This window comes from Vibrio tetraodonis (genome assembly GCF_003350295.1).
GTDB classification, from domain to species: Bacteria; Pseudomonadota; Gammaproteobacteria; order Enterobacterales; family Vibrionaceae; genus Vibrio; species Vibrio tetraodonis.
The window spans coordinates 1-24,755 of sequence record NZ_QLYY01000012.1 but is presented as its reverse complement, the minus strand read 5'-3'; the positions used below and the strand labels follow the sequence as shown (position 1 = coordinate 24,755).

The 24,755-nt window shown below is 43.0% G+C and carries 8 protein-coding genes; 4 read left to right on the top strand and 4 right to left on the bottom strand.

What is annotated here, in order from left to right:
• The first annotated feature begins 258 nt into the window (after nucleotides 1-258).
• Nucleotides 259-1,041: a substrate-binding periplasmic protein gene (locus tag DPF90_RS09110; protein WP_114786029.1), complete on the top strand. Its 783-nt coding sequence runs from the start codon at nucleotides 259-261 to the stop codon at nucleotides 1,039-1,041.
• Nucleotides 1,042-1,074: 33 nt separating this feature from the next.
• Here DPF90_RS09110 and yqfB read toward each other — a convergent pair whose 3' ends face one another.
• From yqfB to DPF90_RS09095, 4 genes are all read right to left on the bottom strand, one after another.
• Nucleotides 1,075-1,398 (bottom strand): N(4)-acetylcytidine aminohydrolase, encoded by a 324-nt coding sequence (gene yqfB / locus DPF90_RS09105; RefSeq protein ID WP_114786028.1) that lies wholly within the window; start codon nucleotides 1,396-1,398, stop codon nucleotides 1,075-1,077.
• On the bottom strand, nucleotides 1,398-2,594 hold the full coding sequence (locus DPF90_RS09100) for a DEAD/DEAH box helicase (protein ID WP_114786027.1): 1,197 nt from the start codon (nucleotides 2,592-2,594) through the stop codon (nucleotides 1,398-1,400). Before DPF90_RS09100 ends, yqfB begins: the two co-directional genes overlap by 1 nt.
• A 101-nt stretch (nucleotides 2,595-2,695) precedes the next feature.
• Nucleotides 2,696-2,866 carry a hypothetical protein gene (locus DPF90_RS20250; RefSeq protein WP_162814009.1) on the bottom strand — a complete coding sequence of 57 codons (171 nt, stop codon included), beginning with the start codon at nucleotides 2,864-2,866 and terminating at the stop codon, nucleotides 2,696-2,698.
• Between the two features lie 8 nt (nucleotides 2,867-2,874).
• Complete coding sequence (locus DPF90_RS09095) at nucleotides 2,875-3,210, bottom strand: hypothetical protein (protein WP_162814008.1); 336 nt, start codon at nucleotides 3,208-3,210, stop codon at nucleotides 2,875-2,877.
• Between the two features lie 138 nt (nucleotides 3,211-3,348).
• Between DPF90_RS09095 and DPF90_RS09090 the strand changes: the two genes are divergently transcribed.
• The 3 genes from DPF90_RS09090 to DPF90_RS09080 all read left to right on the top strand — a co-directional run.
• The gene (locus DPF90_RS09090) at nucleotides 3,349-5,055 is read left to right on the top strand and encodes an amidohydrolase (RefSeq protein WP_420855738.1); all 1,707 of its coding nucleotides are present in this window, start codon (nucleotides 3,349-3,351) and stop codon (nucleotides 5,053-5,055) included.
• 258 nt (nucleotides 5,056-5,313) lie between these two features.
• Nucleotides 5,314-6,075: a PhzF family phenazine biosynthesis protein gene (locus DPF90_RS09085; RefSeq protein ID WP_114786025.1), complete on the top strand. Its 762-nt coding sequence runs from the start codon at nucleotides 5,314-5,316 to the stop codon at nucleotides 6,073-6,075.
• 447 nt (nucleotides 6,076-6,522) lie between these two features.
• Nucleotides 6,523-24,755: non-ribosomal peptide synthase/polyketide synthase (locus tag DPF90_RS09080; protein WP_114786024.1), on the top strand; the 18,233-nt coding region annotated here is incomplete at its 3' end.

The following is a 24,755-nucleotide window of genomic DNA, read 5'->3' as shown; positions in this document are numbered from 1 at the left end:
CTATATTATCGATAGATGGTGTCTATCTTTTGTACAGTGGGTTTGGTATGACGATTTTGCTTAAGTGAGACCCGTTAGAGCTGGCGTTGTTTGTCCTCTCTTAATCACATCCGTAAATATACTTAAAAAAATCGGGCGATATTCTCTGAAAATATTACTATTAACATTAGGGAAACATAAAATACCGTCCATTGATGGGCAGTTACCCTTGTTAGCTCGCTCAATGTTCTAAGGCGTTGGGCTTCAGGAGGAGTCTGAATGACGAAGCTTCGAGTTTTTATACTCATCTGTGCACTGATTACGGTTAAGCCTTTGGCTGCAGAGCCAGTTGAATTGGTGACTTTAGAATATCCTCCCTATATTGAAACGCGAAACGGTCAAGTATCTGGTGTTGCGGTGCTGCTTGTCAGTTATATCTTTCATCAACTAGAAACACCGGTCAATATTACCGTATTGCCGTGGGCGCGAGCATTGGCCCTAGTACAAAGAGGCAAAGCTGACGGTATTTTTACTGCCTTCAAGAATGCAGAGAGGCAAAAGTTTGCAGACTTTAGTAAAAACGTTCTGTTTGTGCAGAACATCAGCCTAATGGCTCTGCGAGGCAGCGGCTATCGCCCGGAAGATATTTTGGTTGGTGACGTTTCGGACGTAGCTCTATGCGTGGTAAATGGTGTGAGCTATGGCAAAAGGATGGATTTAAAAATTGCTCAGGGTGGTTTTAGGGCGGTTTTCCAAAGAAATAGTGCTAAAGAGTGTGCCCACCTAATTCGCACCAAACGAGCCGATATTTGGGTCAACAACGAGTTCGGAGCGCGCAGTATACTCGTTCAAGAAAGCTTAGATAAAGCTATAGAAATATTATCACCCGCCATTGAAGCCACTCCGAGTTATATCGCATTCTCTAAAAAGCGTGATCGTAAAGCGCTTTTGAGTCGTTTTGATGAGGTATTAGCTGAAATGAGACAAGACGGTCGGTATGAGACCATAATATACGGCTACTTTGAAAGTATGAGAATCAAATGTGAATCTACTTTCGAGTAAGGGTAAAACCGCTATTAGAATAGCGGTTTTCAATTAAGCCGAATGGATTAACTCGAAGGTAATGACATACAAGTTATCATCGCCAGGGTAAATGTCACGTATTAGCTGCTTTAGCTTTGGTAATGGAAGGTACTCCTGCTGCGCATGGTCTTGATTGATGTCGTCAAATCGAAGGGCTTCTACTGAGACAATCTTAACGTCGCACACTTTCTTGTTAGTTTCTAAGGTAAACACTTCAACTTGGCTATTTGGCTCATAGTTGGATTCAGACTTATCACGAATTGTAATGGTCTTTTTGCCTTCGGCAATGAGCGGAGTTAACGACTCGAAAAAGGTTATCTTGGTTGGTGCTTTCACTACTTGTCCTTACCTTGGCGTTTATTTTTGGGGACATAGTTAAGAATAGATATTGGGACGGGTTTGCGTGGCTCAAAACCCTCAATCTCGCGACGTTCAAGCAGATGCCCTAGGCGAGACTCAATCATGCACAAATTCTTGAAATTATCTTTGGAGACAAACGAAATGGCTTCTCCCTGAGCGTCTGCGCGCCCAGTTCTGCCTATGCGGTGGATATATTCATCGGCAGGAAAAGGCAGATCATAATTGACAACGCGAGTCAGTCCCTCAATATCAATTCCTCTTGCACCAACACCTGTTGCAATCATGTATTTAATTTCTCCTGCCTTGAAATCTGCCAAGAGCTGAGTTCGAATCGCTTGACTTCGACCGCTATGGAAAGCTTCTGCTTCTATCCCTCGCTTTTCGAGCTGTTGGACCAGTTTAGCAGCGCCGTGTTTCGTCTCGATGAAGATCAAGGCTTGTTCCCAATCATTGGTCTTGATTAAGTGGCTAAGAAGCGCCGACTTTTTATCTTTATCGACGGTAATTAACCACTGTTCTATGTTCTTCTTCGAGGCTTGATTGGCAGGGATAGAAATTTCAACAGGGTTATAGACAGCTGTCTTTGCTAGGTCACGTACTTTGTGAGATAGGGTCGCGGAAAACAGCAGGCTTTGAATATCCTTTGGAAGGCGGCTTAGAATCTTATTAATGTCATCGATAAAGCCCATATCGAGCATACGATCGGCCTCATCGAGGACCAGCATTTCGATTTCTTCAAAATGTATTGCACGTTGGCTATACATATCAAGCAGTCGTCCAGGTGTTGCGACTAATATATCGACGCCTGTAATCAGTGCTTGCTTTTGACTCGTGCTATCAATACCACCGTACATGGCAAGTGATGTTAGTGAGAGATTTTTACCGTAGGTTCTTACTTTATCGTCAATTTGAATCGCTAACTCTCGAGTAGGCGCCAGTATCAAACCGCGAATTCGTTTCTTCTTCTGTGTCACCCCTTTGCTCAATCTTTCAAGCATAGGCAGTACAAAACTTGCGGTTTTGCCAGTGCCTGTTTGAGCTGCGGCAATCAGGTCTTCACCTCTTAGAATTGCTGGTATTGCTCTATTTTGGATATGGGTTGGGTCACTGTAACCCAGTGTCTCTATGGCTTGGGTTATAGGTTGGCTTAAGCCGAGGTTTGCGAATGGCATTGATACACTCAAAAATGTTGTTAAGTACAGCTGGTCTGTGTCGATATAGTAGCGAGTGTATCACGATGTGTGCTTTTTAAGGCCGATTATTTGCAGGCGTATCATTGAATGTGGATATCAACCGGCACATAAGAGTATTGGTTTCTTCCATCGCTTTTACTGATATAGACTTGCTCATCAACTTTACTGAGCAGAGCTTCCTCGTTTTCTTCGGTTCTGGTAATGGCTCCTAGACTCAAGGAAATCGAAATTTCTTTTTCCTTCAAATTCAAGTGGAGAATTACCCATGGTTAATTCTTAAGGCATTTTGTACAAAAAGAGGAAAGTTGTGCCATTGGGCGGGATTGGTCGCGTAAAAGAAATGAACGCTAGAACCTATAATACGAATATCTTTTCTTAAAAGGTTGATTAGGGTAGCGTTTTGGTCTTTAGCAAAACTGATCTCCAATTCAAAGTTGCTGTCTTTTTGTACTCGGTATAGAGAATAAGTAAAAACATTAATAATGAGTATCACTAAGCCCAACGTCGCTAGTGAATATCCGTATAATCCTAAAAATCGATTGAACTTACTTTTTTCAATAGCTTGAGTGTCTTTACTCATCCAATGTTCATTCATTACATATCTACTTACCCAACTATAGAATAACTTGTGCCTATTTTGGGCTGCCGTTCCTTATATAATTGTTTGTGTACGTTATGATTAAATTGGTTGGTTGAGCAAACCCACTAGACTAAAAAGAGGATTCGCTTTTTCATGTTCGATCAAACTAAGGTACCAAGAAATATGGGTAAACACATTGCTATTGTTTTAGTCAGTCTCTGTTTTACTCTTAGTAGCCAAGCTTCAGAAATTGCTGATCTTCTATTAACTAGTGCAAAGGTACACAAGCACCCAACGGCTGACTCTATCGCAGTCAGTAGGGGAAGTATTCTTGCTATAGGTAAGCGTGAGCAGCTGAACTATTTAATAAAGGCATCTACCCAGTTGGTTGACCTTGATGACGGTTTCATTATGCCTGGTTTTATTGATAACCATAATCACGTATTTGAGGCCGCCTCGTCGATAGGGGGAGGCTGTGAACTAGATAGATATGCAAACCTCGAACAACAAGTGCCAAACTTGAAGCTTTGCAGACAATTGATGGAGGGAAAAAGCTGGTTAATTGGCTACGGTTTTTCCATTGATTTATTGTTATCGGAAGAGAATGAACGTACACCTCTTGAAGTGATTGATTCAATTTTTCCAGATGTCCCTGTCGTTATAATGGAGCAAACCTCACACTCGATGTGGGTAAATACAGTTGCGCTCGGTTTGGCAGGTATAAACGATCGAACTCCTGACCCCGTAGGTGGAAAATTTCTCAGAAATGCCAAGACAGGTAGTTTGAATGGCATATTGCTTGATAATGCGGGTGATATTGTGATGGAAGTGGCTTGGAATAGTATTGAACAACAGTTCGACAAAAGCTACCAAGGGTTAATGGCGGGTTTGTATGAAGCACGCCGCCATGGCATTACGACAATTGGAGACGGTCGTCTCTATTGGAAACGTGGCTGGTATGAAATATGGAAAGAGGCTGAGCGTCGAGGGGAGCTGACAGCACGAGTGTCGCTTCGACCATGGATTTATCCAGAACATCCAATGAAGCCGCAGTTGTTGTTTCTGAAACAGATAATCTCTACAGACCGAACAAAACTACTTTGGTCTGATCAAGTTAAAATATACAGTGATGGCATATTGATTAACGGAACAGCAAAGCTTCTCCAACCGTACCGGAAAACTTATCTTCCATCACACCCGCTCGGCATTAATTACATCGACCCTAAAGCTATGACGCAATGGCTCGAAGCTCTTGATAGGATTGGATATGGTGCTCATATTCATGCAATTGGTGATGGTGCTATTCGAGAATCACTTGATGCTATTGAAACTTTGCGCGCTCGAGGAAATCAAAACAACTACACACTGACTCATGTTGAGATGGTTAATTCCAGAGACATTAAGCGTTTCTCAGAGCTTAAAGTCACGGCAGATTTTCAAGTTGGGTCAGACTATATTGCGTACAATGACCATAAGTGGGCTGAAGCTTTCGTGGGAGCAAAACGAGCACGCGCAATGATGAATTTGAGATCTTTCTTTAACTCCGGTGTTAACGTATCTTTAAGCAGCGATTGGAATGTCCATGATATTAATCCTCTTGTTGGTATTGAAAATAGTGTGATGATGGAAAGCACTGGTTTGCCTACTGTTGAAGATGCAATAGACAGTTATACCATCAATGCAGCCAAGAGCCTTGGTATTAGTAATTTGACTGGCTCAATTGAGGTTGGAAAAGCCGCAGATTTCGTAGTCTTATCCCATGATATTACCCAAGGTGGGATAGAGAATATTGCTCAAACAGAGGTTTGGATGACGTTAGTTGCTGGTCGTATCGTTTTTGATATTGATGTGCCTGACTGAAATCACTCTACTACTCCATATAAATTATTTTACATAGTGAATAATTTGAGTAGTTTAAATAATCTTATTAATTGATCTTTTTGTCACCATATAGTACTTAACATTTTTTAAAATCCTCCGATTTTTTATAATGCAAATTAATTTTTTCATTATAAAAAATAAATGAAAAGGTAAATCATATTGATATATCTATTGCAATTATACTAATGTTAAGTTAATTTTGCGTTATATAAACTTTAAGTTATTTATTGTTACTAAATGGAATGTATTATCAAGCCAGTAATATGTGATGTATTTGTCAGTAATTCTGCATCTGGAAATCCTGCCGCTGTCGTTGAACTTGATGCATGGATAAGTGATAACGAATTATTAAACATCACTAAAACGCTTAAGCAACCTATTGCTGCTTTCGTTGTAAATGATTTCGATACTTATTATATTAGATGGTTCTCTCTGTCAGGGGAGATTAACCTTTGTGGTCATGGTAGTTTGGCCGCAGGTGCTGTCATGCTCGCTCGTTATTCAATACAGGAAATTAATTTTCAAAGTCAGCATGGAGAAGTTTCTATTGCTAAAGTAAATGATGACTACAGTATCGTTTTACCAAGTTGGCCTGCTACTTTCCCAGCGAAATATGAGGAAGCAACTGAGTCTATATCGGAATCTACAGATGTCTTTTCGACTCGCGACTTAGTGGTTGTTTTGTCTTCTATTGAATCGGTAAAGAACTTTAAACCAGACTATGAGAAAGTTGCTCGAATGAAGGATCATCATGCATTAATGGTGACAGCTCAAGATGGTGATAGTGGCTATGTACTCAGGTATTTTGCCCCCAAAATCGGTATTGATGAAGACATAGCGACAGGCTCTGCGCAATGTTCACTTGCTCCGTATTGGTTTGCTAGGCTGGGTAGAGAAAGGCTTATGGTTAATCAGTTATCTCAAGCTGGTGGCTATTTTGAAGTAGAGAAGCTATCGGAGAATAGTATTAAGCTATTAGCCAAAGTAAACTTTCAATGATTTATTACTTTTAGATTATCCATCTTTAAATAACGTTTAACTTTTATTTGTATATATCCAATCAGGTTCCATTTAACTTCATCAACCTACCTCTTAATAATATTTTATCCTAAAAATAAATCTAATATTTTGATTGATTATTTCCCTTTAAGGAATACATATTCAAATATTTTTGAATATGTATGATCAAAAATGAAATATAAATTCATTTTATTGAAAATTAATATTACCCAGTATTCTTCCCCAGTTTATTTAATATCTCTAAGTAACAATTCTGTTTTCAACTTGTTACAATTATATGTCATTCATACCATTTATAAAGTTTAAAACTCTATTTATAAAAAGTATTATCAATAGATATTTAAGGAAGATAATTGATTTAATTGTTAGGTAAGTTCTGTCTTTGTTTATATGAGCGAGGCATTGATTACCTTCAGGAGAAATACTTTGGATAATAAGACTTTGCACTCAAATAATATTAATTCTAACACTAATGATTTCTATGAAAAATCAGCAGATAAACGCGATAGAAAAGAAGTACTGCATAATTTGCCAACTGATTTTTCTCGCAAAGCTTATAGCCAAGAAATGAGAGAAGAATACTCTAGTATCTTGTCTGATGAAGTGGTCTTGGAACTTGATAGACTATCCGCCACCTTGTGTACAAACCAACGAACAATCTTACTCGCTGCATTTGCAAGCCTTGTTCACCGAAATAGTAATGACACCGAAATACTAATAGCAGCATCTGGCAGCGTTGAGGGCATAGAGCGGATTGAATCGACACAGTTCACTCCCATTTGTATTGATTTTTCAGACAATCCAAGTTTTGAACAAGTTTTAGGGCAAACTGAGCGAGATCTTAAGTCTGGTGGGTTGGAGAAAGAGTCCGTATTCTCTTTGCAGATAGGCTTTTCATATGATGCCGATAGGTCATTTTTAGCCCACCAACCACAGGAGTTGCATCTTGCTGCCAACCGTTTAGAAAACGGTCTGGATTTAATTTGGTCTTACAACAGCTCTATTTTTAGTCAAAGGTCGATGGTTTCATTAAACCAACAACTTAATGTTCTACTAAAAGCCATTACAGCGAACTCTAAACAATGTATTTCAGCGCTACCTTTGTTAAATGAAAAGGACAGACAAAAAGTCTTGACTCAGTGGAATCAAACGCAAACAGAGTTCCCAAGGGATATTTGTGTCCATTCCTTATTTGAGAGGCAGGTAGAGAGGACGCCAGACTATATTGCCATTCGTTATGACAATGAAGCTCTGACCTATGACCAACTGAATGTTCGTGCCAACCTGTTAGCCCATCATCTAATTGAATTGGGTGTGGGGCCGGAGCAATTAGTAGGAATTTGTTTACCACGCTCGATCGACATGATGGTTGCAATACTGGCGGTTAACAAAGCTGGCGGGGCATATGTGCCTCTTGACCCAAGCTATCCTAGTGAGCGACTAAGCTATATGCTTGAAAACAGTCAATCTCAAGTATTGATAACAGACAAGGAACTGAGCTCAAAGCATGATCTCTTAGTTACGCATAATGTACTTGTTGACAGTGCTGAGTTCTGGAAATGCCTCGAAAACACTCCGAAGTTTGGTCGAAACCCCGATGTAGATGGTTTGTCGGCAAGCAATCTGGTTTATGCCATCTATACATCAGGTTCGACAGGTAAGCCTAAAGGTGTCATGAATGAGCATACCGGTTTGGTTAATCGGATTTTGTGGGGAAGCAAAGCATATCCAATTTCTGCTGACGATAATGTGTTGCAGAAAACGCCCTTTGGTTTTGATGTTTCAGTGTGGGAATACTACTGGCCTTTGACCACAGGGGCGACTTTGGTCATGGCCAGACCTGACGGCCACAAAGATGTGGACTACCTCTTTGAGGTCATCAATGATGCGCAAATCACTGTGATACATTTTGTCCCTCCTATGCTGGCGAGCTTTATTGCAGATGTGCGTTTTGAGACCCAAGCCCCCAGCCTGCGTCTCGTGGCATGCAGTGGAGAGGCGTTACCCGTAGATGTGCAAAACCGCTTTCTTGCTGGACATCAAGCTCAACTTCTTAACCTTTATGGTCCAACAGAAGCTTCTATTGAAGTCAGTTATCATTTTTGTACGCCAGATTTTGAGGGGAATTCTGTCCCTATTGGTAAGCCAATCGACAATATTAAATTGCACGTATTAGATAGCGATTTTAACCCGGTACCAATCGGTGTCGTTGGTGAGCTATATATTACAGGTGTTGGGGTCACGCGAGGCTACTATAACCGGGAAGACCTAACTCAAGAAAGTTTTCTTGCCAATCCGCATCAACAAGATGACACGGATGCAATCATGTATCGAACGGGAGATTTAGCTCGTTGGTTACCCCAAGGTGAGATCGAATACTTAGGTCGTATTGATCATCAGGTTAAAATCCGCGGATTTCGTATCGAATTAGGTGAGATTGAAACCTCTATTGGTGCGATTGAATCAGTCAGCCAGAACGTCGTGGTTGCTCATGACAATCGTTTAGGAGATAAGCAATTAGTCGCTTATCTTGTTTCTGTGTCAGAAATAGATGACCAAAATCTTTGGTTTACAGCCATTGCGGAGCAATTAGAAAAAACACTGCCTCAGCATATGATCCCAACAGCATGGGTATGTTTAGATGAATTGCCGCTTACGCCAAACGGTAAGGTAGATCGTAAAGCGTTACCAGAACCGGCTATGCCTGTCCAAGAGTCATATGTTGCTCCAGAAAATGATACCGAAAAGTGGTTAGCTCACTTATGGCAACATTTACTCCAACTTCCTAAACCTGTTGGTAGAAATGCAAACTTCTTTACTCTTGGCGGTCACTCATTACTTGCGATGAAGATGTTGTTTCAAGTTCGAGTAGAAAGAAAAATCAGCATTGGTATTGCTCAGGTTTTCGCTGCTTCTAGTTTATGTGAATTTGCCGCATTAGTAGATAAAGCGGTAGGTACTCAAGCTGAGTTTATACCGCAGCGTAACGATACAGATTTTGCGCCTTTGTCTTTTTCTCAGCAACAGATGTGGGTTCTTGATCAGCTTCAAGGCAGTGCTCAATACAATATCCCCTTTATATTGAACCTAAAAGGTGACTTAAATTATGCTGCTTTGACTGATGCGATTACGCAAATCGTTAACCGGCACCAAGTGCTGCGTACTGTATATCGGCTTGATGATACTGATGTGGCTCAGCAACTTGTTCTCAATTCGATCGGGGAGTTTGAGGTAGAGAAAGTCTGCCTCAAAGGACTAGCAGACACAGATAAAAAAGCGGCTTTAGAAGATGTGCAAAATGAGTTGATTAATCGTGGCTTCTCACTTGCCGAAGATCTCATGCTTCGAGCTTGCGTGGTTGAACTTGATGACAATGATTATCAGCTTGTCATTGTGTTTCATCATATTGCAGCTGATGGTTGGTCACTCAGCGTTTTTGAACAAGAGCTACGCCATTTTTATTTGGCGGAACAATCAGATGAACTGGTCCCCTTAGATGAATTAGCGATTCAATATGCCGATTTTGCAACATGGCAACGTGCACAGCAGCAAAGTAACTTGGATGCTCAATTGTCATATTGGAAAAATAGGTTAGTCGGCCTACCAGAGATCCACAGTTTACCATTGGATTTTGCAAGACCCACAGAATCTAGTTTCGCAGGCTCACGTTATGCTGTCACTATTGACGCTAACAAACTATCTAGATTCAAGGATGTCTGTCAGCAGCAGGGTGCCACTCTGTTTATGGGGCTGCAAGCGCTTGTATCTGCATTGATCAGCCGTTACAGCCAAGAAAAGGACATAGTTCTAGGTACGGTGAGTGCCAATCGTGAGCAAGCCGAATTGTCTGCTTTGATAGGCTTTTTCGTTAACACGCTGATTTGTCGAACGGACTTATCAGATGATCCATCGTTTAATGAGCTGATAGCCCAGTGTAAAACAAGGTCTCTAGAGGCACTGAGCAATCAAAACATGCCTTTTGAGCGCCTTGTTGAAGAGTTAGCTCCCAATCGTTCTCTTAGTCATCATCCATTGTTCCAAATTATGTTAGTGCTACAGAACAATGATCTGCCTAATTACGATTTGAATGGCTTGACGGTTACACCCGTGCAACCTAGCAATGTAAAAGCTAAATTTGACTTGACCATTAATGCCATGGAGTCAGGTGACGAATTGGTTCTTGATTGGGAATACAGTTCGGCTCTATTCCTTGCCGAATCCATTCAACGTCTGGCTTCTCACTTAGTCGCTTTGATTGATGCGGTAATAGTCGACCCAGAAATTAAAGTATTAAGCTGCTCAATGCTTAGCGACAGTGAAACGCAGCTTTTGACTCAAGATTGGGCAATGGGAGCAAGGCAGGAAAGCAAAGCTTGGTGTATTCATCATTTGTTTGAACAGCAAGCTGTAGATAATCCACAGGCCGTGGCTTTGTCTTATCAAGGAAGTGAGCGCTCTAACATTATGACATATGAGCAGCTCAATACTCGTGCGAATCAGCTCGCCTATTTTTTAGCCAAGCAGGGGGTTAAGTGTGGAGACATTGTCGGTGTCTGTATCGAGCGCTCTGAGACTCTATTTGTTTCTTTACTTGCAATATTAAAAGCGGGCGGGGTGTACCTGCCACTGGATCCGAATTATCCGGTTAAGCGCTTGCAGCATATGATCTCAGACAGTCAGTTAAAGATGGTTGTGACCGAACAAAGTGTCTCAAGCTGTCTTGAAGATTCAGAGATTGACCGTTTGGTTCTTGACTCTCCTGAAACGCAGAATGTTTGGTTGCAAGAGCCAACAGAAAATCCAGACTTCTTGGGTAATGTTGATGCTAGCACGCCTGCTTATACCATCTATACATCGGGTTCGACTGGTAAGCCTAAAGGAGTACTTTTATCACACCATGGTTTGGTCAACCTTGCCCAAGCTCAGCAGTCTTTACTTGATGTTGGTAGCGATAGTCGAGTACTTCAGTTCGCATCTATCAGTTTTGATGCGGCCACATGGGAGTGGGTAATGACGCTATGCTCTGGTGCGCAACTCTTGATCTACGATGAGGAGTGCATCAAGTCTGGTCATACGTTGTCCGATGCCGTGGAAAAAGCAAACATTACTCATGCTACTTTGCCACCAGCTCTGCTTCCAGCTCTGGAAGTAGAAAAATGGCGTAGCGTTAAGACCTTGGTGGTCGCAGGGGATTCATGTGCACCGGACTTGGTTTCTGTCTGGGGAGAGAACCGTAAGTTCATTAACGCGTATGGCCCAACCGAGAGCACTATCTGTGCGACTTTAGGTCAACTAAGCCCAGATGAAGATACCATCCATATCGGCCAAGTTATTCCTGGTGCTGAAGTATTGGTGTTAGATGAATTCATGCAACCAGTGCCAATCGGTGTTGCTGGCGAGCTTTATATCGGTGGGGAAGGCCTTGCGATTGGGTACTTGCATCAACCGGCTTTAACGCAAGAAAAGTTTGTTCCGCACCCATTTGATACCAATCGTAAGCTTTACCGGAGCGGCGACTTAGTTCGTAGGAGAACAGATGGAAATATAGAGTTTATCACTCGAATAGACCATCAAGTAAAAGTGCGCGGCTTTAGGATTGAACTGGGAGAAGTAGAGAGCGCGTTGCTTGAGCTTCCTAATATTCGAGAAGCGTTTGCGTGCGTGACAGAAGAAAGTAGTGGAGAAAAACGTTTAGTCGCTTATTATTCATCTCAATCTGAACATCAAATGGACGAAACTCAGATAAGAGAGGCATTACAATCCTCACTGCCTGACTACATGCTCCCAAGTGTGTTAGTGGCTATGACAAGCCTACCTTTGACGTCCAATGGTAAAATTGATCGTAGAGCATTACCTAAACCTGTTTATCAGTCAAGCTCGAACTATCATGCGCCTGAGACTCCAACTGAGCAGCAACTGTGTGAAATCTGGCAACAGGTTCTTGGTCTAGAGTCTGTCGGTGTGCTGGATAACTTCTTTGCTATTGGTGGTGATTCCATTTTGGCAATACAAGTGGCTTCTCGGGCTCTCAAGGCTGGATTATCCCTCTCAACCAAACAAATATTCCAGCATCAAACTATTGCTAAACTTGCGCCACATGTCGAACAAGTTGACTCAACCGAGATAAAGTTTGCAGCGGTGGAGGGAGAGCAAATTTTGCTCCCAATTCAACGTTGGTTACTGTCTGGCGATCCTGTCGATCAGCACCACTTTAACCAAGCGGTCGATTTTTCGCTTTCAAAACAAGTGAGTATAGAGAAGCTTAGGGAGGTGTTATATGCGGTTTATCAGCACCATGATGTCTTCAGGTTATCTTTTACAGCTGATTCCAGCGCGGCTTATCAGCCACGAGAACAACAGCAGGTCAACCTTTGTGTATGCGATACTCAAGAGGCCTTTGATACTGCAATCAAAGCAGCGCACACTGAATTTGATTTGTCTCATTCTGACTTAGCTCGATGTGTCGTTTTGAATCAAGAAGAGCAGGACTACCAAGTTTCATGGATCATACACCATTTGATTGTCGATGGTGTTTCATGGCGTATTTTGATCTCTGATCTTGAACTTGCACTCTCCCAGCTTAAGTCCGAAAAATCGATTGATTTAGGTATTAAGTCGAACAGCTATCAGACTTGGGGTCAATGGCTTGAAACCTACTCACACAGTGAGATGCTAGCGAAAGAAGCCTCGTACTGGCATCAAGTGGTCAGTAGTGATGTGGCGCCGCTTAGAGTTGAGAATCACTTACCTCAGCAAGATTACAATTCTTGGCATGAAAGCGAAAGGGTAGCGCTGACGGTCAATGAAGAAATGACCCAAGTCCTGGTTGGTAAAGCAAATCAGTGTTACAACACTCAAGTTAATGACTTATTGCTGCTGGCATTAACTCGAACTCTCTCCGAATGGCAGCAATCGAGCCAAATTTGTGTTGAACTTGAAGGTCATGGCCGTGAAGTATTGGACGACTCTTTTGATCTCAACCAAACGGTGGGTTGGTTCACTACCACTTATCCTGCTTTACTTTCTTTAAATGGCTCTGATCTCGGCTCGCAAATAAAGTCGATCAAAGAGCAACTTAGAGCGATTCCAAACAAAGGGTTAGGCTACGGTGTTCTAAAGCATCTTTGCCAAGATGAAACCCTCAATCAATACAAGTCTATCGATGTTTTATTTAACTATTTGGGTAAGTTTGACTCGATAGACATGACGGCTAATGGCCTTATTTCTGACGTCACCTTTGCCGATGATGTTTTGTGTATAAGCCAAGGACGCAGTCGATTCGCCACCTTGAGTGTCGAAACCATAATACAAAACGAACAGTTGAATGTCTGTTTTGAATTCAATCGGAACCAGTTCGGTCAAAGCACGATACAAGGGCTTTTAGATCGCTTCAATCAACACCTTTATGACATTATCAGTCACTGTGATTCGGCTAAGAAACAATTTACCCCTAGTGATTTCCCTCTTGCTAACATTGGGGCTAATCAGCTCGAAAAGTTAGAGAAAAGCCATCAGATTGCTGACTTGTATTCGGCGACGTCAATGCAAGCAGGCATGCTGTTTCATTCTCAAATGTCACAGGGTTCGGGCTTGTATGTTACTCAAATGGTATTAGATTTAGGTCCGGTTTGTTCCACTACTTTGAAACAGGCTTGGCAAACTTTGATAAATCGCCATGATGTTCTAAGAACAGCCTTCGTTCATATGGGTTTGGATAAACCTTTGCAGCTTGTTTCTACACACGTTGAAGTGCCATGGAGAGAGGAGTCTATTGACGCTGACCAAAATGAGGCGTGTGAAAGCTTACTTCGCGGTGAAAAACAGCAGCCGCTTGATGTTGAACATGCTCCACTTATGCGACTGGTATTGGTCAATGTTGAAACAGAGTCTTATAAGTTGGTGTGGACTCATCATCATGCCTTAGTTGATGGTTGGTGTTTGCCAATTCTTCTTAAAGAACTAGCCGCATTATACGAATCCTTATCAAGTGGCATGGAAGCGGTGCTAGCAACCCCCGTGGCCTATAAGAATTATATTCATTGGCTTTCTCTTCAGGATACTCAAGCCTGTGAAAGTTATTGGCAGCATTATCTAGCTGATTTTTCAGGGCCGACGCTTATCAGCGATTCAGTGATTCAAGAACAAGAAGCAGATAAGCAGGGTGTTGGCGAAATAAAATCACAACTTAGTCAGGCATTAACCGAAAAAATCTATCAAGGGGCGCGAGATATGAATGTAACGACGAGCGCGTTATTTCAGTCTGCATGGGCCATGATGTTAAGTCGTTACTGCCGGTCTAACGATATTGTATTTGGTACCACTCGTTCTGGTCGCCCTGAATCCTTGTACGGTGTTGAGGATATGGTTGGGCTGTTTATTAATACTCTGCCGACACGGGTTCAGTTTTTGGACGGGGCAGAAACATCGATTGATTTTGTTCAACGAGTTCATCAATCTCAGCTTGATCATGACCAATATTCTCATGTGTCTTTAACTGATATCCAAGCCAATTCTGATATTGAAATGGACAGCTCGCTATTTGATTCAATCATGGTGTTTGAAAACTACCCCTTTGATACTACTGAGCTATCCTCTGAAGCAAATCACCAACTTGATATACGTGGTTTAACGGCGATTGAACAGACTAACTTCCCGTTGTCGATTGTGATTATTCCCGGAGAATCTGTAGAGCTGAAGCTTTTATTTGATCAAGCTATTTTCTCTGACGCTATTGTAGCAGGCATGTTGGGGCAACTAGAGCATATCGTCTCATCACTTATTGATCTTACTACCCAAGATGTTAGAGGTATCGCGCTGTCGGATCAGGTCAACCTATCGACTCAACCTGATCCCAAGCTACCGTCAATGACAGAACTTTTTGCTCAAAGTGTAGAGCGCCATGCTGATAAAGTTGCAGTGGTTTATGGTAATCAAGAAATGATGTATCAGGAGCTTGATCAACGCTCTGATAATCTTGCTGCGTACTTATTAAATGGAGGAGTATCTGAAGGAGATAGAGTTGGCCTTTACTTAAATCGCTCGATTGATCTGATTGTTTCCATGCTTGCCATCATCAAGGCAGGTTGTGCTTATGTGCCTCTTGACCCCGAGCAAGGTCACGCTCGACTAGCGGTGATCATGGAAGACTGTCAGGCTAAAGTTATATTGACCCATGGTGAGCTTGCTGCCGTGATTCAAACTCAAAATGAGCGACTGGTTGATTTGTCCGATCCAGCCACGATGCAAGATATTGAGTCGGCCGTTGACGATAGAAACTGGTGTTCGGATATAAATGCTCTGGCCTATATTATTTATACGTCAGGCTCGACAGGTAAGCCTAAAGGTGTGGCTGTAGAGCAGGGAAGTATCACTCATTTAGTGCATAACAACCCCTACACAAAGATTGATCCAACTCAGATCTTTGGCCAGGCTTCGAACCACTCATTTGATGCCGCAACGTATGAAATATGGGGCGCTTTGCTCAATGGAGCTAGTTTGGTTTATGTGCCAAAAGAAACGCTTTTATCACCGGATGCATTCCAACAACATATCGAGCAGACCAAGATTAATAATATGTTCGTTACCACCTCACTGTTCAATATTATGGCGGAACAAAAGCCAATGGTGTTCGCTTCTTTTGAACATTTGCTGGTTGGAGGAGAAGCGATTTCTCCGCCTCATATCAATAAAGTGATAGCGGCTGGTGGTAAACCTAAGCATTTATGGAATGGTTACGGACCAACTGAAAATACGACCTTCAGTGCATGGTATGACATGCAAGATATCAGTGATGTGTGTCCAATTGGCCAACCTTTACCACATGCTGATGCATTTGTAATGGACCCATGTTTACAGCCTCTTCCTCAAGGCGTGATTGGTGAACTGTATCTCGGCGGGCCAGGCCTAGCACGAGGATATTGGCGCAGACCTGACTTGACCGACTCGAGCTTTATTCATCTTGAAGCTTGTCGCCGAAAACTCTACAAAACTGGCGATCTTGTTTATCGCAATAGGCAAAATAAAATTGTTTACGTCAGTCGTGCTGATAATCAAGTTAAGTTACGTGGATTTAGGATTGAGCTGGGAGAAATTGCGTCCACAATTAACCACATACAAGGAGTGACTGGGTGTCACGTTATGGTTAGAAATGATCATGGCGATCGAAAGCTAGTTGCTTACTTAGTTCTCGATGATAAATCACGAGAAAACACGGAACAAAGCATTGTTGATATTCAATCTCAGCTTAAACATCAGCTTGCTCAGTACATGCTTCCTTCAGCGATTGTGGTTATGGATAGCTTGCCATTAAATGCCAACGGCAAGCTTGATACCAAATCCCTTCCTGAGCCTCAGTCATACCTAGATGATGAGCGCTTTGAACCATTGAGTAATCATGCTGAAGTGCAACTCGCTAAACTGTGGAGTGAGGTTCTAGGTCATGAAATCAGCAATCGTTATGCCAGCTTCTTTGCTTCAGGCGGGCACTCTCTGCTGGCGATGCAATTGGTAGCCAAGATAAACCAAACTTATGCTACCGATGTTAATATCACTTTAGTGTTCGATAATCCTACGCTTACCGATCAAGCTGAGGCTCTTCAGGAGATGATTGGAACAAGTCTAGCTGGGCTTCCAGCGATCACTCACAACCATGATTCTAACCAGCCTAAACTGTCTTTTGCCCAGCAAAGGCTTTGGTTTATTGACCAAATGGAACAAGGCAGCAGTCATTACAATATGCCGATGGCGATCAAGTTGAACGGTACGCTTTGTGCCGACTCGTTATGCTCGGCATTTATTGATGTGATTTCTAGGCACCACAGTTTGAGAACCTGCTTTATCAATCGGTTAGACTCACCGGAAACTAGCCTACACCATGTACCAGAAAGCTGGGTGATGCCAGTGTTTGATGTGTCCCAGTTAGATGGTGAAGATCAATTGGCAGAAGTAAGTCGCCTGCAGGGTGAGGAAGCGGTTAAACCATTTAACCTATCGTCAGATCTAATGCTGCGCACTTGTTTAATTAAAACCGCACAAGACGAACACATCTTGCTGCTTACCATGCATCATATCGCGTCAGATGGTTGGTCATTGGGAATTCTGTTTAATGAGCTAAAAGCGTTTTATCAGGATGCTTTGCAGGGTAGAAAGCAAGACTACAAAGATTTGGGCATTCAGTATCTTGATTATGCTAACTGGCAACATCAACCAGAGGTAATTCGTTCTCTTAACGAGCAAGTAGCCCACTGGAAACAACAATTATCTGGTGCGCCAGCCGTGCACAATTTGCCTCTTGACTATGCTCGTCCTACTGAGCAGAAGTATCAAGGGCAGTGGTACTCTACTCATCTTGACGAGAGTCGTAGCAATGCCTTTATCAAGCTATGTCGAGATAACGATACCACTTTATTTATGGGTCTTCACAGCGCATTTTCTGTTTTACTTTCGCGCTATAGCAATGAGACGGATATCCTTGTCGGCACACCTGTCGCCAACAGGAATCAAGCGGGTCTAGAGTCTATGATAGGCTTCTTGGTCAATACCCTAGTACTAAGGCTTGATCTCGATGACGACCCTAGCTTTGTAGAACTACTAGAGCGAAGCAAACTCATAAATGTTGAGGCATACGCAAACCAAGAAGCTCCGTTTGAGCAAGTTGTCGAGGCGTTGCAGCCAGAACGAGATTTAAGTTATCACCCCTTGTTCCAAGTCATGTTGTCAGTCAATACCGAGCAAACAAAACTGGAATTGTCAGGGTTAGAGTCTGAGACATTGCCACTGGTTGAAAGCCATTCACAATTTGACCTTATGCTGGTAGTTAATGAGAGTTGGGAAGGGCTGGAACTGGCTTGGGAATACAATACCGATTTGTTTAAACCTGAAACTATCGAGCGAATGGCTAGGCAATTTGAGCTTTTAATCAATAGCATCTTGCTCTCTCCAGATACTAGTGTATTTGGACTGTCATTGGTGGATCAATCAGGTGTAGAACTGATGACACAGTGGAATAAGACCGAGACTGAATATCCTAACCAGGAATGTATTCATCAGTTATTTGAACAGCAAGTCGCAAAGACTCCCGATCAGGTTGCGTTGGTTTTTGAAGATGAGTCGTTAACCTACAAGCAGCTCAACCAGCGTGCTAATTTGCTTGCACACCATCTAATGGACGCAGGTGTTGGACCAGAAAATTTGGTCGGTATTTGTTTGAATCGCTCACTTGAGATGGTCATCGCTATTCTAGCGGTAAGCAAGGCTGGAGGTGCGTATGTGCCTTTAGATCCAAGCTATCCTGTTGCGCGATTGAATTATATGCTCGAAAACAGTCAAGCTAGTGTGTTGATTGCATCGCACTCACTTCAACAATCACTTGAGCTTGAAGCTGGTAGATTAATTGTTGCGGATGATGCCGCTCTATGGGATGAGCTGACTCAGAACTCTCATTGGCAAGCAAACCCACAAATAGAGGAGCTATCACCCAATAACCTAGTTTATGTGATTTATACATCAGGTTCGACAGGCAAACCTAAGGGTGTGATGAATCAACATTCTGGCTTAGTGAACCGCCTGAATTGGATGCAGAATACCTATCAATTGACATTAGAGGATAAGGTTCTACAGAAAACGCCGTTTGGCTTTGATGTCTCTGTATGGGAGTACTACTGGACGCTAACCACGGGGGCAACTGTGGTTATGGCGCGCCCAGAGGGGCACAAAGATGTTGACTATCTACTTGAGATAATCAACAAGGAGCAAATTAGTGTCATGCACTTTGTACCTCCCATGCTTGCCAGCTTTATTGCCGATGGCCGCTACGCTAATCAGACTCCAAGCCTGCGTTTAGTCGTGTGCAGTGGTGAGGCTTTATCGGTGGATGTACAAAATCGATTCTTAGCTAATCATCATGCTCAGCTTGAGAATTTGTATGGCCCAACAGAGGCTGCAATTGATGTTAGTGTTTGGCGTTGCTTACCTGACTTTACTGGACGCTCAGTGCCTATCGGTAAGCCGATAGACAATATTAAGCTCCATATCTTGGATCAACAGCTCAATCCGGTTCCAGTCGGTGTTGTTGGAGAGCTGTTTATTGCGGGCGTTGGTGTCGCGCGCGGGTATTACAATCGTGATGACCTTACCCAAGAGCGTTTTATCGCTAACCCTCACGCAGAGTCTGACAATGACGCACGTCTTTATCGTACGGGTGACCTTGCACGTTGGCTACCAGAGGGTGACATAGAATACCTTGGTCGTATTGACCATCAGGTGAAAATACGTGGATTTAGAATTGAGCTTGGCGAGATAGAGACTGCCATAGGGCAACAACCTGAGGTTGAACAATGTGTCGTGGTTGCCAAGGAGAGTATGTTAGGTGACAAATTCCTAGCCGCTTACCTTGTTATTACTAACGAAGATAAAGACTCTGATGCGGTTGTTGCTGATATTAAACAGAGGGTTTCTAGTCATTTACCCGAGCATATGTTGCCAGCAGCTTGGATGATGCTGGATGTGATGCCACTGACTCCGAATGGAAAGGTTGATCGTAACGCTTTACCTGAGCCTCAGATGGTTATAGAGCAAGAATACATAGCGCCAGAAACAGCGACTGAGATAAAGCTTGCTGGTGTATGGCAAGAGGTTCTTCATAGTGAGCATCAGGTTGGACAGAACGCAAACTTCTTTACTTCAGGAGGCCACTCATTATTGGCGATCAAACTGCTTGCAGAAATCCGCGCAAACTTTAACGTATCGTTAAGCGTCCGTAGCATCTTTACTCATCCTGTTCTGTCTCAATTGGCAACTTTGCTTGATTCAAGTGAAAAGGATGACGTGGATGGTTGCATTACGTCTTCAGAGAGACCAGAACGTATCCCTCTTTCATACTCTCAGCAACGACTTTGGTTCCTAGAGCAACTTGAAGAGCGAAAAGATACCTACAATATGCCGATGGCACTTGAGCTAGACGGAGAGCTAGACTCTCAAGCTTTGCAATCTGCGTTTAATGATTTGGTTGCTCGCCATGAGAGCTTACGTACTCGTATCGTCAATATCCAGGGAGAAGTTGAACAGCGTATTACACAATCGCCATTAGTCGTACCTTTTAAATCAATGGACCTTTCGCATCTTAGTTTTGTGGAACAAGAACTTGAATTGGGTGTGGTTAGGCAAAAAGAAGCAACAACGCCGTTTGATTTAAGCCGAGATCTGATGATAAGGGCAGGCTTACTTAAGCTCACGACTCAAAACCAACAGGTTCGTTCGGTATTACTTGTTACCTTGCATCATATCGCTGGTGACGGAGTTTCATTGGATATTCTGTTACGAGAGCTGGATGTCTTATACCGCCGTCACATTGGCGAAAGCCAAGAAAAACCTGAAGCTCTGCCAATTCAGTATGCCGATTATGCATTATGGCAGCTTAACTTTTTACAAGGTCAGCAGTTAGATAATGAATTATCATACTGGCGACAACGGTTAGAAGGGTTACCTGACGTTCACGGTATGCCTCTTGATAAGCCTCGGCCGAACACTCAGTCTTATCAGGGAGCCTTGTATCAACAGATGTTACCAAGTCACCTTAGCGCGTCTTTACAAACCTACCTCAAGATGCAAGAAAGTAGCTTGTTCATGGCTATGCAAGCTGCCTTTAGCTTACTTTTAAATCGCTATAGTGGTGAGACAGATATTATTCTCGGCACGCCAGTCGCAAACAGGGAACAGAGGGAAGTAGAGTCCCTGATCGGTTTCTTTGTTAATACTTTAGTATTGAGAACAGAAATAGATACTACACAGACATTTAACGCATTATTAGCCAGTTGTCGCGATAAAACATTTGATGCACTCTCTCATCAACAGTTGCCATTTGAGCGGTTGGTTGAAGCAATGCAGCCCAATCGCGATCTGAGCCACCATCCATTGTTCCAAATTATGTTGGTGGTGGATACTATGGGCTCGGAGGCGAAATCTTTGGGTGGATTGACGCTTTCACCCCTAGAGGCAGAAACAACGACATCGAAATTCGACCTTACGCTAAACGTTGTGGAAAGTGTCGATGCCACCGGATGTCCTCAAATTGATCTGGGCTGGGAATACAGCACTGATTTATTTGAACCGGAGACGATTGAGAGGTTATCGGAAAACTTTATTCAGCTGGTCGGAGATATTATCTCCAAGCCAAATCAAGCGATGGAAACTCTGTCTCTTGTAAGCCCTAAAGAGCATCATCGGTTACTTGAGAAAGGTCAAGCGAAGAAAACTTGGTCAATCACTGAATGTTTGTTCCAAGAAATAGAACGCCAAGTTGAACATAGCCCTCAAGCGACGGCTTTAGTCTTTTGTGGTCAGTCGATAACCTATGATGAGATGAACAAACGTGCCAATAAGCTTGCACATTATCTCATTAAGCAGGGGGTTGGACCTGATGTGTTGGTTGGTATGTGTCTATCTCGTTCTGCTGAGATGATCATTACCATACTTGCCATTCACAAAGCGGGTGGCGCTTACGTTCCGCTTGATGTCAGTTATCCGGTCGAACGTCTTAGCTACATGATGGAAGACAGCCGATGTAAGCTTGTGATCAGTGAAACTGAGCACAAAGAGAAATTGCTTGGCTCACAAGTACCCACCATGCTGCTAGATACGGAAGAAGTTCAAGATATGTTATCGGCATACAGCGAACAAAATCTGGCAACGCATGAAATTAAAGTGACACCGTCACACCTTGCTTATGTGATTTATACATCAGGCTCAACAGGTAAACCTAAGGGTGTGATGATTGAACATCAAGCACTCAGCAGCCATACCAAGAGCATCTGCCTTGAATATGGAATTACCGATCAAGACCATATTCTACAGTTTTCCAATATTGGCTTTGATGCGTCTGTTGAGCAAATTTTTGAAGCTCTGGTGAGTGGTGCCACTCTGTATATTCGTCCGGAAACCTTATGGACTTCTGCTGAGTTCGTTGATTGGCTCCGAGAAAACCCAATCACGATTACGGAATTTCCTCCACTCTATGCTAAAGCTCTTTTAGAACCTGTATTAGAAGACGAGGCTTTCTGGAGCGAAACATCTCTATCGAGATTGGTCGTGAGTGGGGATGTTCTTAATGCAGACTTTGCCAGAGCTTGGCAAACTGGGCCTGCACAAAAAGTCTGTCAGCTTATCAATAACTATGGGCCTACAGAAACCACGATTTCTTCGACTCTGCATTGGTTAGGCGATGAGGACATTAGTACCAGTGTACCGATTGGCTTTGCCATCATGGACACGGATGTATACGTCGTCGATGATACCATGAATCTCGTACCTGAAGGTGTTCCTGGCGAGTTATTGATTGGCGGGATGACAGTGGCGCGTGGCTACTTGAATCGTGAAGAACTGACAGCAGAAAAGTTCATTGCTGACCCGTTTAGCACGCAAGAGGGGGCACGAGTATACCGTACAGGGGATAAGGTTCGTAGGCTTACAAATGGTGAGTTGGAATTTTTTGGTAGGTTCGATACTCAGGTTAAACTGCGTGGTTTTAGAATTGAGTTGGGAGAAATTGAAACCGCGCTGCGTGAAGACAATAGAGTATTAGATGCAGCGGTTATCGTCAGGGAAGATACACATGGCGATAAACAGTTGGTCGCTTACCTAGTAGCAGGCACTGATGACGAATCATTGTTGGTCAATGAGTTAAAGCATGCTCTGCAGCTTACTTTGCCTGGCTTTATGATTCCAAGTGCTTGGGCTATTTTGCAGACTATGCCAGTCAATGCAAACGGCAAATTAGATCGCAAAGCATTACCAGAACCCAATTACACAACCCAAGCCGAATACATAGCGCCACGATCATCAGTCGAAACACAATTGGTGCAAATTTGGCAAAATGTATTGGGTGTTTCATCACCAATTAGTGTTGAAGCAAACTTCTTTAGCCTTGGTGGACATTCACTTCTTGCGGTGCGATTGATCGCTAAAATCAGCGCACACTTTAGCCGTGAATTGACAGTAAAGCAGGTATTTCTTGCACCGACACTTGCAGAAATGGCAGCTGTGATTGAGTCTTTATCTTTCGCAGGCAAGAATTCAATTCCCCAAATCGACCGAGATCAACCTATACCGCTGTCATTTGCGCAAAAACGTATGTGGTTTATGCAGCAGCTGGAAAGTGGGCATACCTATAATATGGCAGGAGTATATGCATTACAGGGCTTAGTCGACCCTGAACTGATGCGTCAGTCACTCCAGCACCTAATTGAACGTCATGAAGCACTTCGTACTTGTGTTCGAAGCTATCATGAGCAGCTTTGCCAACATATTTTACCGCTACCGATAGACTTCATTCTGCCTATAACAGACTTATCAATGCTGCCTGCAACTGAGCAGAATCCCAAGCTCAAGACGATGGTGAAGCTAGAGTCTGAACGAGTATTTGATCTGGAAAATGCTCTTATGCTGCGTGCTCAATTAGTGAAACTATCTGAGGATAACTGGACGTTGATGATAACTCAGCATCACATTGCCTCTGATGGTTGGTCTTCAGAACTTCTCATGAGAGAACTTACTGCAATCTATGATGCTTTATCTCGCAATGAGTCACCACAGCTCGCACCTCTCACCATACAGTATGTCGACTATACCGTTTGGCAACACAGTCAGTTGCAGGGTGAAGAGCTGGAAAGACAAACCAGCTATTGGCGCGCCCAATTGCAAGATTTGCCTGACGTTCACTCAGTACCTCTTGATAGAAAGAGACCGATTGAGCAGAGTTATCAAGGCGATTTATACAGTCATAAATTATCTCTTGAGGTAAGTCGTCAGTTTAAGCAACTATGTCAAAATAGCGGTGCCAGTATCTTTATGGGAGTGCAAGCCGCATTCAGTTTATTGTTAAGCCGCTATAGTGGTGAAACGGACATAGTAATCGGTACCCCAGTGGCGAACCGAGAACGACTTGAGTTACAAAATGTGGTTGGCTTATTTGTTAACAGCTTAGTCATACGTACCGATTTGTCTGGTGATCCGAGCTTCAGTGAAGTCATTGAGCGTTCAAGAGAAACGGCTCTCGCGGCATATGAACATCAATCATTACCGTTTGAGCAACTCGTTGATTTGCTTAACCCAAGTCGAGATATGGGACACCATCCTTTATTTCAGATATTACTCAATGTTGATACTCAGGGGCTCAGCTCACGTGAGGTATTTGGTGGCTTAACCCTCACAGAAAACCAAACGACTAGCCATACAGCCAAGTTTGACATCAGCCTAAATGTGTTAGTCGACGAAGATGGAGGCTTCAACTGTCATTGGGAATACAGCACAGATCTGTTTAACCGTGCCAGCATTGAGAACTTGGCAAACAGCTTTACGCTCTTGCTTGAAGCTATGACTGAAAATCCAGAGCGCTGTGCGTTCTCGGTACCATTGGTTGACTCAAAGACACGTGAGACAGAGCTTTACGCGCACAACCAGACCAAGCAAGACTACCCCAAAGATAAATCTGTTGCAGATTTGTTTGAAGCTCAAGCCGTGCTTACACCAGACGCACCTGCAGCCACCTTTAATGGTGAAACATTAAGCTATCGAGAATTGAATAAGCGAGCCAATGCGTTAGCGCATGAGCTTCAATCTCGGGGTGTTGGCAGCGATGATTTGGTGGGCGTTCACCAAGAGCGCTC